Annotated in this window: 15 protein-coding genes and 1 pseudogene; 5 read left to right on the top strand and 11 right to left on the bottom strand. The window is 62.4% G+C overall.

From position 1 onward, the window contains the following. A partial coding sequence (locus WA904_RS19980; RefSeq protein WP_425198879.1) for a LytTR family DNA-binding domain-containing protein occupies nt 1-543 on the top strand: 543 nt, incomplete at its 5' end. A 73-nt stretch (nt 544-616) separates the two neighbouring features. Here the strand turns inward: WA904_RS19980 and WA904_RS19975 are convergent. The 10 genes from WA904_RS19975 to WA904_RS19930 all read right to left on the bottom strand — a co-directional run bounded on the left by WA904_RS19975 (nt 617) and on the right by WA904_RS19930 (nt 9,479). After that, nucleotides 617-1,303 carry a helix-turn-helix transcriptional regulator gene (locus WA904_RS19975; RefSeq protein ID WP_425198878.1) on the bottom strand — a complete coding sequence of 229 codons (687 nt, stop codon included), beginning with the start codon at nt 1,301-1,303 and terminating at the stop codon, nt 617-619. Nucleotides 1,304-1,332: 29 nt separating this feature from the next. Continuing rightward, entirely contained in the window at nt 1,333-1,806 is a 474-nt protein-coding gene (locus tag WA904_RS19970; RefSeq protein ID WP_425198877.1) for an EVE domain-containing protein, read from the bottom strand. A 7-nt stretch (nt 1,807-1,813) separates the two neighbouring features. Further along, nucleotides 1,814-2,185 carry a VOC family protein gene (locus WA904_RS19965; RefSeq protein ID WP_425198876.1) on the bottom strand — a complete coding sequence of 124 codons (372 nt, stop codon included), beginning with the start codon at nt 2,183-2,185 and terminating at the stop codon, nt 1,814-1,816. A 74-nt stretch (nt 2,186-2,259) separates the two neighbouring features. Then, nucleotides 2,260-3,486, bottom strand: a complete 1,227-nt coding sequence (gene glcF / locus WA904_RS19960; RefSeq protein ID WP_425198875.1) for a glycolate oxidase subunit GlcF — start codon at nt 3,484-3,486, stop codon at nt 2,260-2,262. An 85-nt stretch (nt 3,487-3,571) separates the two neighbouring features. After that, the gene (gene glcE, locus WA904_RS19955; RefSeq protein ID WP_425198874.1) at nt 3,572-4,666 is read right to left on the bottom strand and encodes a glycolate oxidase subunit GlcE; all 1,095 of its coding nucleotides are present in this window, start codon (nt 4,664-4,666) and stop codon (nt 3,572-3,574) included. A gap of 90 nt (nt 4,667-4,756) precedes the next feature. Next, nucleotides 4,757-5,689, bottom strand: coding sequence for an SMP-30/gluconolactonase/LRE family protein (locus tag WA904_RS19950; RefSeq protein WP_425198873.1), 933 nt, complete (start codon nt 5,687-5,689; stop codon nt 4,757-4,759). Then, entirely contained in the window at nt 5,686-6,552 is an 867-nt protein-coding gene (locus WA904_RS19945) for an aldose 1-epimerase (RefSeq protein ID WP_425198872.1), read from the bottom strand. Before WA904_RS19945 ends, WA904_RS19950 begins: the two co-directional genes overlap by 4 nt. A 217-nt stretch (nt 6,553-6,769) precedes the next feature. Continuing rightward, entirely contained in the window at nt 6,770-8,305 is a 1,536-nt protein-coding gene (gene amt, locus WA904_RS19940) for an ammonium transporter (RefSeq protein WP_425198871.1), read from the bottom strand. A 31-nt stretch (nt 8,306-8,336) separates the two neighbouring features. Further along, nucleotides 8,337-8,675 carry a P-II family nitrogen regulator gene (glnK, locus tag WA904_RS19935; RefSeq protein ID WP_077591625.1) on the bottom strand — a complete coding sequence of 113 codons (339 nt, stop codon included), beginning with the start codon at nt 8,673-8,675 and terminating at the stop codon, nt 8,337-8,339. A 36-nt stretch (nt 8,676-8,711) separates the two neighbouring features. Further along, nucleotides 8,712-9,479, bottom strand: a complete 768-nt coding sequence (locus WA904_RS19930; RefSeq protein ID WP_425198870.1) for a TorF family putative porin — start codon at nt 9,477-9,479, stop codon at nt 8,712-8,714. A 209-nt stretch (nt 9,480-9,688) separates the two neighbouring features. Here WA904_RS19930 and WA904_RS19925 point away from each other — a divergent pair. Together WA904_RS19925 and WA904_RS19920 are read left to right on the top strand one after the other, a co-directional pair. Then, nucleotides 9,689-10,506: pseudogene (locus WA904_RS19925) on the top strand (ATP-binding protein); the annotation flags it as partial. A gap of 1,525 nt (nt 10,507-12,031) precedes the next feature. Further along, complete coding sequence (locus WA904_RS19920) at nt 12,032-12,601, top strand: NAD(P)-dependent oxidoreductase (RefSeq protein ID WP_425198869.1); 570 nt, start codon at nt 12,032-12,034, stop codon at nt 12,599-12,601. Nucleotides 12,602-12,957: 356 nt separating this feature from the next. On the opposite strand, the gene WA904_RS19915 is transcribed toward WA904_RS19920, so the two are convergent. After that, complete coding sequence (locus WA904_RS19915; protein ID WP_425198868.1) at nt 12,958-13,524, bottom strand: TetR/AcrR family transcriptional regulator; 567 nt, start codon at nt 13,522-13,524, stop codon at nt 12,958-12,960. On the opposite strand from WA904_RS19915, the gene WA904_RS19910 reads away from it, so the two are divergent. Next, nucleotides 13,514-15,166 (top strand): MFS transporter, encoded by a 1,653-nt coding sequence (locus WA904_RS19910; protein WP_425198867.1) that lies wholly within the window; start codon nt 13,514-13,516, stop codon nt 15,164-15,166. The two genes, WA904_RS19915 and WA904_RS19910, sit on opposite strands and share 11 nt — an antisense overlap. After that, nucleotides 15,159-15,548: a YybH family protein gene (locus WA904_RS19905; protein WP_425198866.1), complete on the top strand. Its 390-nt coding sequence runs from the start codon at nt 15,159-15,161 to the stop codon at nt 15,546-15,548. The genes WA904_RS19910 and WA904_RS19905 overlap by 8 nt, the downstream gene beginning before the upstream one ends. Nucleotides 15,549-15,593 lie beyond the last annotated feature (45 nt).

Raw genomic sequence — 15,593 nt, 5'->3', positions numbered from 1 at the left:
AAGGCCGCCTATGCAGCCGTGGGCGCCATCTACACGCCCGGCCCTTGGGCCAGCGTCTTCGCCTACGAGTACCTTAAGGACGTGCGAAGTTATGTGCTGATTGTTGGCGCGCTGGTGAGCTACCGCCTGCTGCTGCTGCGCGCCCAGGGGGAGGCGCGGGTGCTGGATGCGCCGGAAGCTGCCGCGGGCACCCTGCCTGCCGCCGGCCCGGCAACCGCGCAGCGGCCCGAGCGTTTCCTGGTGCGCAAGCTGCGCAGCGAATTCCTGATCGCCGCCACAGACATCGAGTGGCTGCAGGCCCAGGGCAACTACATCGGCATCCACGTCAACGGCCACGACTACCTGCTGCGCTCGACCCTGGCGGACTTTCTGAGCCAGCTTGACCCGGCACGTTTTGTCCAGGTGCACCGCAGCTACGCCGCCAACCTCGACCGTGTGGCAGAAATCGAGCCGCTCGACAGCGGCGACGCCCGCCTGCGCATGAAGGACGGCAGCCAGGTGCCCTGCAGCCGTCGCTATCGCGCGGCCCTGGGCGGTGGTTAAGAACCAAATCAGGCTTCACCCCTTTGAATACGGGCGCAACAAGCTATTGATTCAATAGCAATCGATGTGTGCACTAAAGGGCCGGGGCGCCCACATGGCGCAGAAAATCAGCCAGCGTTTTGCCGGCTTCATGCTGGAAGCCGGTTTCCAGCATCTGCAGCTTTTCAATGCGGTCGACCCGGAAACTACGAAAGTCCTGCCGGGCTTCGCACCAGGCCCCGAGCGTCCAGACCTTGCCCCAGAAGAAACAGCCCAGCGGCCGGATCGTGCGCTTGCTGGTGTTGTCCTGCGGGTCGCGGTAATGCAGCTGAACCTTGTGCCGCGCTTGCACCGCCTCACGCAAGCGTTGCAGCCGCTGCTGATTCTCGCCATCCACACCCAGAAGGGGCGCGTAGACCGCCAGGCTTTCCGCGGCCACACGGGCAGCCGCCGGCAACACCGACAGGATTTTTCCCAACGCGTCCTCGGCCTCGCGGGCCAGACCCGGGTCCAGGCCCTGCTGTGCAAGACGCACCGAGGCCACCAGCGCCTTGGCTTCTTCCTGCGTGAACATCAGAGGTGGCAGGTCAAAGCCGCTGCCCAGGCGATACCCGACACCGGCCTCGCCTTCAAGAGGAACGCCCTGGTGCTGCAATTCGGCAACGTCACGGTAGATGGTGCGTACCGACACTTCCAGGCGTTTCGACAAAAACACCGCCGTGGTGAGGCGGCGCCCGCGGATCAACTGCAGAATCTGAAACAGGCGGTCGGCGCGACGCATGACAGGACTTTAGCGCAGCGCGCCAACCGTCAGGCCGCAAAACCCAGGCGGACGGGATCGGCCCGCATCGCCAGGGCGATCACCTGCATGTCGTGGTCACTGATCTCAAACAAGCCGAAGCGCAGTTTGTAGCCCCAGTGCTGGCGCTCCTGCGCGAATTCAAGCCGGTCCAGCAGCGACGCCACCGGCACCTCCCGTGCCGGCAGGTAAGCCACGTCACGCCGAAAAGGCACGAAGCCGCCGCCTATGTCAAACGGATAAGGTTCACCGGGCTGTGCAACACCTATGGACACAAAGTGCTGGTACCTGTCCCGCGCGCCGAACGCAAGCGTTGGCGCGTAGTAGGTGATGCGGTCACCCGGCGACACCCTCTTTAGCGGAGCGCATTTGCCGTGGCAGACCTGCATGTAGCCCCGCGCAGGCTCGGCGCATCCACGGCGCGCGTGTTCCGCGCTGGCCACGGCAATCCAGTTTCGGGGGTGTAATTGCGGAAGGGATTGCATTGCCGCCTCAGGCCAGTGCGTGCAGGCCGACCCGGTTGCCGTCCAGGTCGGTGATGTGCGCAAAGAAGCCCAAGCCGGGTGGCAGCGCCTGCCGGCCCAGCGCAATGTTGCCGCCGGCCTTGGCCACCCGTGCCAGGGCAGCATCCAGTGAAGGGGAAGCGTCCAGATAGACCAGAGTGCCGGTGGCGCTGGGTGCCGGTGCTGTGGGGCCGGCCATGAGACAGCCGCCGACACCTTCGCCCTCATAGGGAAACACGGCACCTTCGGAAGGCCCCATGGGCTCGCGGCGCAGCTTGCAGTTCAGCACGGCTTCGTAAAAAGCCTGGGCGCGGTCGATTTGGGTGCTGGGGATTTCAAACCAGCTGATGGCGCTTTTCATGAAGGACTCCTGTTGTGTTGAAGAAGCCTTGATGATGAAGAGGGGCTGCTGACAGCGTGGTGTCAGCAGGGTTGTCAATCCAGTGCTCGGTCCAGCACTTCCACCCAATGCCTGACCGGCGTGGCCGTACCGCTCTGCAGGTGCGTGATACAGCCGATGTTGGCCGACACAATGAGCTCGGGCGCCATGTCATGCAGATGACCCAGCTTGCGGTCACGCAACTGGGTGGCGATCTCCGGCTGCAACACCGAATAGGTGCCGGCGGAGCCGCAGCACAAGTGCGCTTCGCAGCTAGCCACCTTGATGTCGAAACCCAGTGCGCCCAGGTGTTTTTCGACGCCGCCGCGTAGCTGCTGGCCGTGTTGCAAGGTGCACGGCGGATGAAATGCAATGCTTCCATTCCCGGCTCTGGCGGAGACTTTCTCGCGCAGCGCTTCCACCAGTTCAGGCAGCAACTCGCTCAGGTCGCGCGTCAGTTCGCTGATTCGCGCCGCCTTGGCCGCGTAAGCCGCGTCGTCCTGAAGGAGGTAGCCGTATTCCTTGACGGTGACGCCGCAGCCCGAGGCATTCATGACAATCGCCTCGGCGCCGGCTTCCACATGCGGCCACCAGGCATCGATGTTGCGGCGCATTTCCGCCTTGCCGCCGTCCTGGTCGTTCAGGTGAAATTTCACCGCACCGCAGCAGCCGGCCCCGGCCGCGACCACGGTCTGGATGCCCGCCGCATCAAGCACACGTGCCGTCGCGCTATTGATGTTGGGCATCATGGCGGGTTGCACGCAACCGGTGAGCATGAGCACCTTGCGCGCATGTTCACGCTGCGGCCACACGCCCGCCGGCTGGCGCGCGGGCACCTTGGCCTTCAGCGCCGCGGGCAGCAGGCCGCGCACGGCCTGGCCAACGTTCATGGCCGGTGCAAACAGCGGCGAGGGCAAGCCTTCCTTGAGAGCCCAGCGCACCGTGCTTTCGATTGCAGGCCGCGGCACACGTTCATCGACCAGCTTGCGGCCGATGTCCACCAGGTGGCCGTACTGCACGCCGCTGGGGCAGGTGCTTTCACAATTGCGGCAGGTCAGACAGCGGTCCAGGTGCATCTGCGTCTTGCGCGTCGGGGCCTCGCCTTCGAGCACCTGCTTGATCAGGTAGATGCGCCCGCGCGGGCCGTCCAGTTCGTCACCGAGCAGTTGGTAGGTGGGGCAGGTGGCGGTGCAGAAGCCGCAGTGCACACACTTGCGCAAAATGGCTTCGGCGGCCAGACCGTCGGCCGTGCCCTGGAATTCGGGGGAAAGATTGGTTTGCATCAAATCTCCGACGGGCCGCCCCTAGGCGATTTGCGCCCCCTTGGGGGGCAGTGCAGCGGCGCAACCGCAAACGTGGGGGTCAACATTAAAACTCGGGATACAGGCGGCCGCGGTTGAAGATGCCGGCGGGATCGAATTCATTCTTCAGCTGGCGGTGAATCCGATCCAGCGGCGGTTTTAGTGCGTCAAATCGGCGTTCAGCCCTTATCTGACTTGCGCCACCAGCTATAAAAAGCGTAGCATGACCGCCGGCGCGCGCGGCGATCTCGCGCAGGCGCGGCCCGTCGTCTGGCGTGGCGCGTACCCAGCGCAAGCCGCCCTGCCATTCAACCAGCGGCGGCTCGGGCAGGTCCAGCACCGGTGCGGTCTGCGGTACCGACACACGCCACAGGTCCCGCTCGCCACGCGCCAGAAACCAGGGCAGCTGCTGGTCGCGGCACAGCGTCCAGTCCGGCGCCACCGTGGCGTTGTCCTGGCGCTCACCGCCCATGGTTTTGCAGGCGGCATCCACAGCGGCCACCGCCCCGCGCAGGCGCAGGTACAGCGTGGGCAGGCCGTCATCCACCCAGCAACTGGCGTTGAGTGGCAGCGGCTGGCCGCCCCAGCGGTTCAGCTGCGCCATCGCCTGGGCCTGGCTCATCTGGAACTTCAGCGTGGCTTCGGCCGGGGCCAGCGGCAACACCTTGAGGCTGACTTCGGTGATCAGGCCCAGCGTGCCCATGGCGCCGGCCATCAGGCGCGACACGTCGTAACCCGCCACGTTTTTCATGACCTGGCCGCCGAAGGTGAGCAGTTCGCCCCGGCCGTTGACCATCGTCAGGCCCAGCACATAGTCACGCACGGAACCCACACTGGCACGCGCCGGGCCGCTCAGGCCGGCGGCTACCATGCCGCCCACCGTGGCGCCTGGCCCGAAATGCGGCGGCTCGAAAGGCAGGCACTGGCCGCGTTCGGCCAGCACGGTCTCCAGCTCGGCCAGCTTTGTTCCGGCACGCACGGTCACGACGAGTTCTGTTGGTTCGTAACTGGTGATGCCGGCCAGCGGCGCGGTTTCCAGCAGTTCGCCTGCAGGCGGCTCGCCATAAAAGTCTTTGCTGCCCCCGCCGCGTATGCGCAAGGCCGTGCCGGCCGCTGGCGCCGCCCGGACCTGGTCGATGATCAATTGAAGCGCTGAATCCATGGCGCTGATGGTAAGGCGGGCCGCTGCGGCACAGTTTGATTTTTTTGAACGGCCGTCGTTCGGTTTTTTACGGCAGGCACATCGAAGGCGTCAGCCAGCGAAAAAGTTGACGGGCAGGCCGGGAACATCCACCCGCATCGAAAACACGCCGCCGGACTGGGGCATGGCTTCGAGCTCTGCGGCCGGGCGGCCATGGCGCGCCGTGGTCAGGTACAGGGTTTGCAGATCGTCGCCACCGAAACACACCATGGTCGGGCACTGCACCGGCGTTGCGATCTCGGACAGCACTTCGCCCGCGGGCGAGAGCTTGAGTACACGCCGGCCTTCGAACATGGCAACCCAGTAATTGCCCTGGCTGTCCACCGCCGCACCGTCGGGGCGGCCGCCATAACCGGGCTGGCCTGGCTGCCAGCCTGGGGGCTTGAGGGGAAACTGCCGGAACACGCGCTGCCGACTCAGGGTGTTGGTACTTGCATTCCAGTCCCAGGCATGGACCACATGGGCGGTGGTGTCGGCCCAGTATAGCGTGCGGCCGTCAGCCGACCAGGCCAGGCCGTTGCCCACGGTTGCGCCGCCGGCCATGCGCGCCAGCACCGGCGCGTGCCCATCATCGCGGCGGTCCAGGCAGTACAGCGCGGCTTCGCGCGCGTCGCGCGGCTCATAAATCGTGCCGGCCCAGAAACGGCCCAGGGTGTCGCACTTGCCGTCGTTGAAGCGGCTGGTTTTTGTGTTGTGCAGGGCCGCGGCGAGTTTCTCGAGCGGGCCGCCCCAGCGGCGTGCGCGGTAAATGCCGTCGCGCAGGGCGATGACCAGGCCGCCGCCGCGCGCCGGTGCGATGCAGCCCGGCTCAAGGTCATGCGGCGCAACCATGGCCCAGCTTTCCACCGTGCCCATGAACACATTGCTGCGAAAGATTTTTTTCGACGGAATGTCGACCCAGTAGAGCATCTGCTCGTTCGGGTGCCAGAACGGCGACTCGCCCACCTCGCAGGGGTCAGCCGCCAGGGCTTGCCAGGTGCTCATGCGGCGCGCTCCACCTGGATGCTCATGTGTGCACTCATCGATTCGCCGGGGGCCAGGACCCGGACACCCAGGTCTTCGGCGCGGCCTGCACCGGCCTGCACCAGGTTGATGGCATTGTTGACGTGGCTGACGGGCTCGATCGCGACAAAGTCGCGGCTGGTGTTGGTGAAAACCACCAGCCGGTTCAGGCTGGAGCTGATGCGCGTGTGCATTTTTTCGTCGCGCAGATGCGCCATGCCGCTCCAGCCGTCAAAGCAGTGGTCCACGTCCAGGACCGCGCAGTCCGCCTCCAGGCCGGGCGAGGGCTCGCGGTGCGTCGGCAGTTTTTCATCGCTCATCTCCCAGCGCCCGGTCGCTTCAAAAGTGACGCGGCTGCCAGGTCTTTTGACAAAGTAGGGGTGCCAGCCGAGGCCCGCAGGCGCAGGCGTGGCCGCCTGGTTGGTCATGCTGAGCGTGAGCTCCAGGGTGTTGCCGCTGAGGCGGAAGGACTGCGAGGCATCGAAGGCAAACGGCCAGGACGCGTCGGGCCGGTGTTCATAGGCCAGCATCAGGAGCTGATCGTCCTGGTCCAGCACCTGCCAGGGCCGCTGCCAGCCCAGGCCATGGATGGCATGCGGTTCGGGGCCGTTGTTCTGCACCAGCGGGTGGCTGGTGCCCTGCCATTTCAGCGTGGCATGGCCGACCCGGTTGGAAAACGGCACCAGGGGATAGCTGCCGGCCAGCCGGACCGAGGTCAGTTCACTGGCAGGAGTGGAACGCAGGACAGGAAGCTCACCGAGCCAGAGGCCGGCAATGCAGCCGCCCAGTTCGGGCTTGATGTCGCAGCGCAGGCTGGCACTGGACAAGGTGATGGACCCGCTCATGGCGCCTCCACGAAGGGCAGTGAACAAGGGTGAGCGTGAGGTTTCATGGCGTCTCCTGCAGCCATTGTGCACCGGCAGGAGAGCCCTGCCCGGACAAAAAAAGGCCCGCCAGAACCGGAGTTCTTGCGGGCCCAACATCCAAAGGAGACTCTCGCTATTTATCTCAAATTCATTCAAGCTGCCGTGGCCGCCCGGAGGTAGCCACGGCTTGTACCGGTTAGCGGCTGTAGGCGGTTTCGCCGTGCGACGTGATGTCGAGGCCTTCGCGCTCGTCTTCTTCGCTGACACGCAGGCCGATGGTCAGGTCCACGATCTTGTAGGCAATGAAGGCCACGACACCGGACCACACAACAGTGATCAACACCGCCTTGAGCTGGATCCAGACCTGGGAAACGATGGAGTAGTCTGCCGCCGTCACCATGGTCGCCGTGACCCAGTCGGCCACGTAGCCCGGGCCGCCCAGGCTGGGCGAATTGAACACACCCGTCAGCAACGCGCCGAGGATACCGCCGATGCCGTGCACGCCGAACACGTCAAGCGAGTCGTCGGCACCGAGCAGCTTCTTCAGGCCATTGACACCCCAGAGGCAGGCAAAACCTGCGGCCAGACCGATGACCAGCCCGCCACCGATGCCAACGTTGCCGGCTGCTGGCGTGATCGCCACCAGGCCAGCGACGGCGCCGGAAGCGGCACCCAGCATCGAAGCCTTGCCGCGCATCAGCGCTTCACCGACACACCAGGCCAGCACGGCTGCGGCGGTAGCGCCCAGCGTGTTGATGAAGGCCAGGGCTGCAAAGCCGTTGGCTTCCAGCGCAGAGCCTGCGTTGAAACCAAACCAGCCTACCCACAGCAATGCCGCACCGACCATGGTCAGTGTCAGGCTGTGGGGGGCCATGGCTTCCTTGCCGTAACCGATACGTTTGCCCACCATGTAGGCGCCGACCAGACCGGCCATGGCGGCATTGATGTGCACGACGGTACCGCCGGCAAAATCAAGCGCGCCCGACTGCCAGATGTAACCGGCTTTGGCATTCATGCCATCGACTACTTCCTTGGCGGTGTAGGCATCGGGCCCCATCCAGAACCAGACCATGTGCGCCATGGGTGCGTAGCTGAAGGTGAACCAGAGGACCATGAACATCAGCACGGCACCGAACTTCATGCGTTCGGCAAACGCACCGACGATCAGCGTGCAGGTGATGGCGGCAAAGGTCGCCTGGAAAGCTGCAAAGACGATCTCGGGAATCACAACGCCCTTGCTGAAGGTCGCGCCGTTGGCAAAGGTGCCGGCGACGTTGTCCCAGACGCCTTTCATGAACAGCCGGTCGAATCCGCCGAAGAAGGCATTGCCTTCGGTGAAGGCGAGGCTGTAACCGTAGATGAACCACAGCACCACAATCATCGAGAAGGTGACCATGACCTGCATCAGCACCGACAGCATGTTCTTGCTGCGGACCAGGCCGCCGTAGAACAGGGCCAGGCCGGGAATCGTCATCAGGATGACGAGAAGGGTTGAAACCATCATCCAGGCGGTGTCACCCTTGTTGGGTACGGGAGCAGGGGCTGCAGGGGCTGCGGCTTCGGCGGCAGCGGGCGCGGCCGCCGCTGCAGGAGCAGCTATCGCAGCAGCCGGAGCGGCCGGTGCAGCGGCTTCGGAAGCGGCAGGAGCAGCAGCGGGCGCCTGCGCCAGAACGGCAGCAGCACCGGTGAACAGGCTCAGTCCCAGAGCCAGGGAGGCAAGTAGTTTTTTCATGTCTATGTTCTCTTTTTTTCAGGATTGAGGCTTACAGCGCTTCTTTGCCGGTCTCGCCCGTGCGGATGCGCACGACTTGCTCCAGGTTGTAAACGAAGACCTTGCCGTCGCCGATCTTGCCGGTGCGGGCTGCGCCCTCGACGGCTTCAATCACGCGGTCGACCAGTTCGTCGGACACTGCCGCCTCGATTTTGACCTTGGGGAGGAAGTCCACGACATATTCAGCGCCGCGGTACAGCTCCGTGTGGCCCTTCTGGCGACCGAAACCCTTGACCTCGGTCACGGTGATGCCCTGCACGCCAATGCCGGACAGCGCTTCACGCACCTCGTCCAGCTTGAACGGTTTGATGATGGCCGTTACCAGTTTCATAAAATTCTCCTTTGGCTCAGATTGCGCCGTGTTGCTTCAGAAATTTTTCTTGATCGAGAAAACCAGGCCGTCTTTAGCCAGGTCACGGGTGCCGGAACCAGGCAGCGTATACGGCGCACCCAGGCCGTTGGTACCCACAACGGCCAGGCTCAGAACCAGCCCGTCGATGTCCTTGTTGACGGCCACAGAATAATCGGTATAGGAGTTGCCGTTCTTGATTTTTTGCGCGCCGACGTGCGGAACAACAGACCAGCCCGAGCCCAGGTCAAAATTCGCGCTGAGGTCGAGGTAGCCGCTGTTTTTGCTGTTGGCCGTGCCAAACAGGTTGGTCGTGGCATGCGAGTATTTGGCTGTGACGATACCAAAGGTCAGGGCGCCGTAGAGCTCAAAGGTGTTCGGGCTCACCAGGCCGGCGGTCTTTTTCATGTTGTTGCCGGCATACCAGTAGTACAGACCACCGACGTCATAGCTTAGGCCTTCGGACAGGGCACCCTTGTAACCGCCGTAGAAATCGATTTCAACCGGGCCCTTGGTGGTGTTGGGGTTGGCGGTTGTGTCCTTGATCCAGCTGATCGTCGACGCCCAGGTGCCCAAGTAAAAGCCGCTGCTGTGTGCGTAGTCAATGCCGCCATTGATCGCCGGCTTCTTGCCGGTTTGCGAAATGCCGCGATAGCGGTAGTCGGTGGTGGCACCCACGTTATAGGACAGGGTAGATGCCGGCGCAGGAGCTGCTGTCTGGGCAAAGGCCGAACCGGCAAGCGCCAGAACCATCACCAGCATTGATTTTTTGACGGCGAATTTCATACGAACTCCATAGATAGTTAAAGTGGGGGACTGCTGTAGACGGGGATCAATTAGCACGGAGCGTGCCAAAACCTCGCCAGCTTCAATGTTGTGCAGGCGCGTATTTGTAAAGCTCTCGCGTTACAACATGGTGAGAATGAACAATAACCGCACCAATTAGGTGCTTTTCTGTGTGCGCGCTATTGGTGCATGGACAGGGAGGATGAATAATGAGCTTATCTTTAGTGCAAAGCCGCGCCCTTTTGGGTATGCAGGCGCATCCAGTCTGCGTTGAAGTGCACCTGGCCAATGGCTTGCCGAGTTTCACGCTGGTGGGACTGGCGGAAACCGAAGTCAAGGAGGCGCGGGAACGTGTGCGTTCAGCCATCCAGAACACCGGGCTGGAATTTCCCTTGACCTACCCATCGCCCTGGGCATTCTGGCCGCCAGCGGGCAGATCGACACCGGCAAGCTGGCTGGCTACGAGTTTGCCGGTGAGCTGTCACTGGGCGGAGAATTGCGCCCCATCCGCGGGGCACTGGCCATGAGCCTGGCGCTGCCAGGGCAGGATGCCGGCCAGGCCCGGCCGAAGCTGGTGCTGCCCGGCGGCAGTGCCGAGGAGGCCGCGCTGGTGCCGCATGCCGAGGTCTACCGCGCGCATCACCTGTTGGACGTGGTCAGACAATTTTTGCCCGGTAATACGGTTCCCGAAGACTCTGAGGGCTGGGTCCGGGTGCAAGCCAGCACCCAGCAGCACCCCGCGCCCTATCCCGACCTGTCCGACGTCAAAGGACAGGCAGCCGCCAAGCGGGCCCTGGAAATTGCCGCCGCAGGCGGCCACAGCCTGCTGATGGTGGGTGCACCGGGCTCGGGCAAATCCATGCTCGCCCAGCGTTTTGCCGGCCTGCTGCCGGCCATGACCACCGAGGAGGCACTGGAAAGCGCCGCCATTGCCTCACTGGGCGGCCGCTTTTCACTGGACAAGTGGGCCGTCCGGCCGACTTGCGCACCACACCACACCGCCAGTGCGGTCGCCTTGGTGGGCGGCGTGGCAAAGCGCAAGCTATTTAAGAATGCGCCAGTTAAATGGGAAACTACCTCGTTATTTAGGAATTAATACGAGTGGTTTCAGCTTCCCGGCCTATTGGAATTAGCGAACTCACCAGGGTTCTGGATGCAACCCAGCGCTGGAGAATCGACTGGTTGGGGAACGTGAGGGCGCCTGTTAGCCCTCAGCTGCAGCACATGATCACGGTTTTCTTTAGTCCCCTTCAGCCGGGATACTCGGGGCCGATGAACTTGCCGGCTGCGGTAATCCCGGATGCCCAGGTGGCTGTTACCAACGCAGCTACTTGTGGAAGCACCTCGTAGCTCATGGCAAGAGCTGCCTGCAATGTCAAGTGATGCCGTACTTTCCTACCTGCGCAAGGAAATCAAGTTCGGGCGCCTGCAGATCGCCGGTCACAAAACACATTTTGAAGAAGAATTGCTGAGCGCAGCGGCGGAGTTACGTGACCGTACCAATGGACATCCACTCCATGTGATCTACGCGACCGAAGAATTAGTGCGCTCGCGGAAACCCCTATCAAAGTGGAGTATCGAACAGCTTTCCGGGGACCTCAGCCAAGACGTCAAGAGATACTACGGATCGCTCTGGCAAATGCTCAGCGCGAGTCAAAGAGACGTCCTGCGTTTAATCTGTGCTTTTAAGTTCTTCTGGCCAAAGCAGGCATTCTCGGAAATTGCTTCCGTTGCAGGTACCGCTGAGCCTGAGGTAACGGCAGTAGAGCATCTTCTGCATAGCTCGGCCGCGGGACTAAAGGCGTTCCACGAAAGCCTAATTGTCTTTGTCCGCCAGACAGATGGGTTCAATGAGCGAGTGGCCGAATTGACCCCTCATGTAGAGACATGGCTGAGCGATTCGGCACCGAATTCCCTACGTGTCAACTGGCTCTGGGCGGTGCAGGCTCGACTCGGTAGACCTGAAAATCTTATTTCAGGAATTCAGCGTGATTGGATTCTCGAGCGTCTGCAGGAAGGATATCCCATTGAACTTTTTGAAGGGCTACTCGCTGATGCTGAGGAACTCGCGTTCTGTCGGGCCCAGTACGCGGACGCGTATCGACTTCGTCACCTCAAACATAGGCTTCTGAACAGCCTCTCCTACCAACTTATTGGAGCCGATGCAGCACGTCTGAAGACATGCACTTGGAAGCTCGCTCCTGACGACAGTGTGATTGACGAGGCCATTGCCTCCCGGCATGAAACATCGACAGTCGATGTCGCAGCGCTCGGAAACGCATTGGCTGCGCGCGGCGACCTCTCAAATGCGGAGACCTGCGGCGACGAGGCGTATCGGAGGTATCTTGGAGAAAGCCGGTTCGCCGGCCGGCACCGTGGTTCCGAGGGGCGACAAGAGGAACTCTATCTTGTGAAGTCACTTTCAGACTTGCGAGTGATCGGCCGCACACCACATTCAGCCGCCAGGATCGTTGGTGGAAGCTCACCACAAATCGCTGGCGGCTTCTTGGAAGCACTCGTAGCAGCCAAGGACCTGCGGTCTTTAGTGGATCTTGCTCTCAACGTTCCAGATGGCGCTGCACGTGCCCTGGTTGGGGCAGGTGGGCCGCGCCATTGTGCGACGTCTTGCAGGTTTCGGCTGTACCCGTCTCCTAGGGGTGGATCCAGAGGCGGTCGCGGAAGGTGTGGAGATGGTGCCGCTGGCCACTGCCCTGGCCGAGGCGGATTTTGTTCTGGTAGCCGTACCGCTGACGTCAACGACACACCATCTCATAGGCGCGACAGAACTCGCCCATGCGCGAGCAGGGCAACTGATTGTCAACGTAGGCCGCGGCTCCGTCGTGGACGAGATGGCCGTGTTGCCGGCCCTTCAGTCCGGGCAGGTCGGGGGATATGCTGCGGACGTGTTTGGCTGCGAAGACTGGCAATTGTCGGACCGGCCCCGCACGGTCTCGCCCGAACTGCTGGCCGAACCCTACACAGTCTTCACCCCACACATCGGCTCAGCGGTGCAACATGTCCGTCTTGCGATCGAGCAAAGCGCGGCCGACAACATCATTGCCGCTTTGCAGGGAAAAACACCGCCCAATGCCATCAACGCGCCGCAGCGGTTGGCCGCCTGAGCCTGCTTGATCTGCCCAGAGGTAGCCAGAGGTCGCTGCCGCACTTGCTTGTCGAACTCCCAGAGTTCACTTGCGGCGTCGGCCGTTAGTTTAACGACGCAGCCGCATGGTGATGCGCTCGGCTGCTTCCCAGGGACATGACCATTGCGTGTGGTTTCAGGTGACGGCGTGGATGCGCTGCTTTTGGTCGACGCTTGACGCGTTTGTTCAGTTCCGTCGAAATCTGACCCACGGGGGGTGCGGATAAAAACTTGGACTGGTTTATGTCGTAAGTCCAAGACTCTCTCGCTCCTCGATGTCATGGATGGCATCCCAGGTGGGGGCGGCGTCGATTTCAATCCGCCTCACTTCAACATTTAGACGGGCCAGGCACCCATCGCGATTTCCACCACGCGTTCGAGTTCCGCTCGGCTCAGCCCGCTGCGCGCCTGAACCGCGATTCCCGAGGCCACCGTCATCACATAAGCCGCAAGAGATTCCGGATCCTGACCGTCTGGAAGGTCGCCTTCTTCTCTCGCCCGGCGGAAGCGGTCCGCGACTTCGGCCTCTGCCACGCGGCGCAGCTCCGCCATCGCCGACCTGACAGTCTCTGACCCGGGCCCTGTCGCGAGGGCACCGTGCACCATCAGACAGCCGTCAGGCGTTCCGTTGCCCAGAACGAGTTGCACCTCGCCTTCCAGAATGCATCGTGCGACTTCGCGCGCCGACTTCTGCTGGAACGCCTTCTCGTACAGCTGGCCGTTGTACTGCCCGTACCGCTCGACGGCGCGCATGAAAAGGCTCTCCTTGTTTCCGAATGCCAGGTAGAGGCTCGGCACGGTCACTTGCAGGGTCTCAGCCAAGACGGCGATCGAAGTTCCCTCATAGCCGTGCTGCCAGAAGAGGCGCAAAGCGGCGTCCAGCGCCGCCTCCTTGTCGAACATTCTTGGTCGTCCACGGCTCATTTGTATCGATCGCTATAAAAAGATTGACGAAAGGATTTTTGTTTATTATAACGTTCACTATATTAATTGCGAAAGGGCAAAAATGCCACCGATCCCCGAACGGGCCACCCCACGCGAATGGATGGGGCTTGCCGTCCTCGCTCTCCCGACCCTCCTGGTCTCTATGGACATGACCATTCTCTACCTGGCACTGCCAAGCCTCAGTATGGAGCTTCATCCCAGCGGCGCGCAACTGCTGTGGATTTCAGACATTTACGCATTCGTCCTCGCTGCTGTGCTGATCCCGATGGGCGCCCTCGGCGACCGGATCGGACGTCGCAAGCTGCTTCTGTGGGGATCGGTCGGTTTTTGCGCGTCCTCGATCTTTGCCGGGTTCGCCTCTTCGGCCGAGCAACTGATACTGGCGAGGGCACTCCTGGGAGTTTCTGGTGCAACCCTCCTTCCTTCGACGCTTGCAATGATTCGACACATGTTCCTTCAGCCCCAGGAACGCACGTTGGCCATAGGAATATGGGCGACATGCTTCACGCTGGGGGGCGTGCTGGGGCCGCTGCTGGGCGGCGTATTGCTTTCGTACTTCCACTGGGGATCAGTCTTCTTCGCGGCCGTTCCCATCATGCTCGTGCTTGTGCTTGCAGGTCCAGCCCTGCTTCCGGAGATCCGGGAGCCTTCGTCTCGCAAAGTCGACGCAACAAGCGTGGTTCAGCTGATGCTTGCCGTATTGGCGGGTACATACGCCATGAAGGATGCCGCAAGTCACGGGGTCGGCTGGATACCGGTGATGCTGCTGGTCGTCGCGGTGACTCTTGGCGCGGCATTCCTGCGCAGGCAGAAATCCGTCGCAAGCCCGCTTGTGCAACTCGCACTCTTTCGCAGCACGGCCTTCAGCACGGCCATGACTGCAAATGCACTGGCGCTGTTCGCATGGGTTGGCGCCTCGCTGCTGGTGGCTCAGCATATCCAGCTGGTTTTGGGGCTGCGCGCCATGCCTGCCGCGCTGTGGATGCTTCCGAGCGCTTTGGCGTGCATGGCCGGTTGCCTGGCGGCACCCGGCTTGGCGCGCAGCTGGTGGAGCGGGCGGATCATCACCGTCGGCCTTTTTCTTGCAACGCTGGGGCTGGGAGTTCTGGCCGCGTTGGCTCACCGGGCCGGTCTGGCTGCAATCGTGCCAGCCATGATGCTGCTGGGCTTTGGCGTGTCACTCATCGTGACGCTCTCTACAGACATCATCCTCAGCGAGGCCCCTCCAGAAATGGCAGGCTCCGCATCATCGCTTTCCGAAACGGCAGCGGACCTTGGCGGCGCACTCGGAGTGGCCGTGCTTGGCAGCGTGGGGCTGGCGGTCTACAGATTCCGCATGACGCTGCCTTCCGGCATGGACAGTGGGCAAAGAGCGTCCGCAATGGACGGCCTCTCCGGGGCCGTGCACAGTGCCGCATCCATGCCAGACGGCACGGGGGCCTGGCTTCTGGAGGCTGCCCGTTCGGCGCATGGCCAAGGGCTCGGGATTGCTACCGGGGTTGGCGCCATGCTGCTTCTCGTCATGGCATTCCTGAGTTGGTCAACGATTGGCTGTAGCTTGCAACAGTCCACAAAATTCAAAGGGGGCAACAATGCATGACGCTGACAACGAGAATCAGATTCGCAACTTGATCGAGCGCTGGGTGGATGCTGTGTGCCGGGGCGACATGGAAGGCGTGCTTGCCGGCCACTCGCCAGACATCGTCATGTACGACGTGCCAGAACCCATCCAGTGCAAAGGACTGCTCGCCTACCGACAGACCTGGGAATTGTTCTTTACGGAGAACCGGGCCGGGCCTGATCGCTTCCGGTTGTATGAGTTGGAGATTCACGCTGGCGAAGATGTCGCCGTCGCGTATGGCTTGCTTGCAATCGCCGGAGCGCCCGCGCGATGCAGGCTCACGGTTGGACTACGGCGAATTGGGCGCACCTGGACTGTCCTTCATGAACACCACTCGATGCCCATCGATCTTCTGCAGTAATACGCCCGCTACGATCTTCGCGACCCCTTTTGGCCGAAAGCAGAC

This window comes from Polaromonas sp., assembly GCF_049790275.1.
In the GTDB taxonomy this organism is placed as follows: Bacteria; Pseudomonadota; Gammaproteobacteria; order Burkholderiales; family Burkholderiaceae_C; genus Polaromonas.
This window is presented reverse-complemented; position numbering and strand designations above follow the sequence as displayed.

What these genes read in the sequence shown, in the direction of transcription:
- WA904_RS19970 (WP_425198877.1), bottom strand. Translation starts at nt 1,806, where the DNA reads ATGCAATCCCTTCCGCAATTACACCCCCGAAACTGGATTGCCGTGGCC.
- WA904_RS19945 (WP_425198872.1), bottom strand. Translation starts at nt 6,552, where the DNA reads ATGAGCGGGTCCATCACCTTGTCCAGTGCCAGCCTGCGCTGCGACATC.
- WA904_RS19905 (WP_425198866.1), top strand. Translation starts at nt 15,159, where the DNA reads ATGCATGACGCTGACAACGAGAATCAGATTCGCAACTTGATCGAGCGC.
- WA904_RS19975 (WP_425198878.1), bottom strand. Translation starts at nt 1,303, where the DNA reads ATGCGTCGCGCCGACCGCCTGTTTCAGATTCTGCAGTTGATCCGCGGG.
- WA904_RS19965 (WP_425198876.1), bottom strand. Translation starts at nt 2,185, where the DNA reads ATGAAAAGCGCCATCAGCTGGTTTGAAATCCCCAGCACCCAAATCGAC.
- WA904_RS19950 (WP_425198873.1), bottom strand. Translation starts at nt 5,689, where the DNA reads ATGAGCACCTGGCAAGCCCTGGCGGCTGACCCCTGCGAGGTGGGCGAG.
- WA904_RS19915 (WP_425198868.1), bottom strand. Translation starts at nt 13,524, where the DNA reads ATGTTCGACAAGGAGGCGGCGCTGGACGCCGCTTTGCGCCTCTTCTGG.
- glcE (WP_425198874.1), bottom strand. Translation starts at nt 4,666, where the DNA reads ATGGATTCAGCGCTTCAATTGATCATCGACCAGGTCCGGGCGGCGCCA.
- amt (WP_425198871.1), bottom strand. Translation starts at nt 8,305, where the DNA reads ATGAAAAAACTACTTGCCTCCCTGGCTCTGGGACTGAGCCTGTTCACC.
- glcF (WP_425198875.1), bottom strand. Translation starts at nt 3,486, where the DNA reads ATGCAAACCAATCTTTCCCCCGAATTCCAGGGCACGGCCGACGGTCTG.
- WA904_RS19930 (WP_425198870.1), bottom strand. Translation starts at nt 9,479, where the DNA reads ATGAAATTCGCCGTCAAAAAATCAATGCTGGTGATGGTTCTGGCGCTT.
- glnK (WP_077591625.1), bottom strand. Translation starts at nt 8,675, where the DNA reads ATGAAACTGGTAACGGCCATCATCAAACCGTTCAAGCTGGACGAGGTG.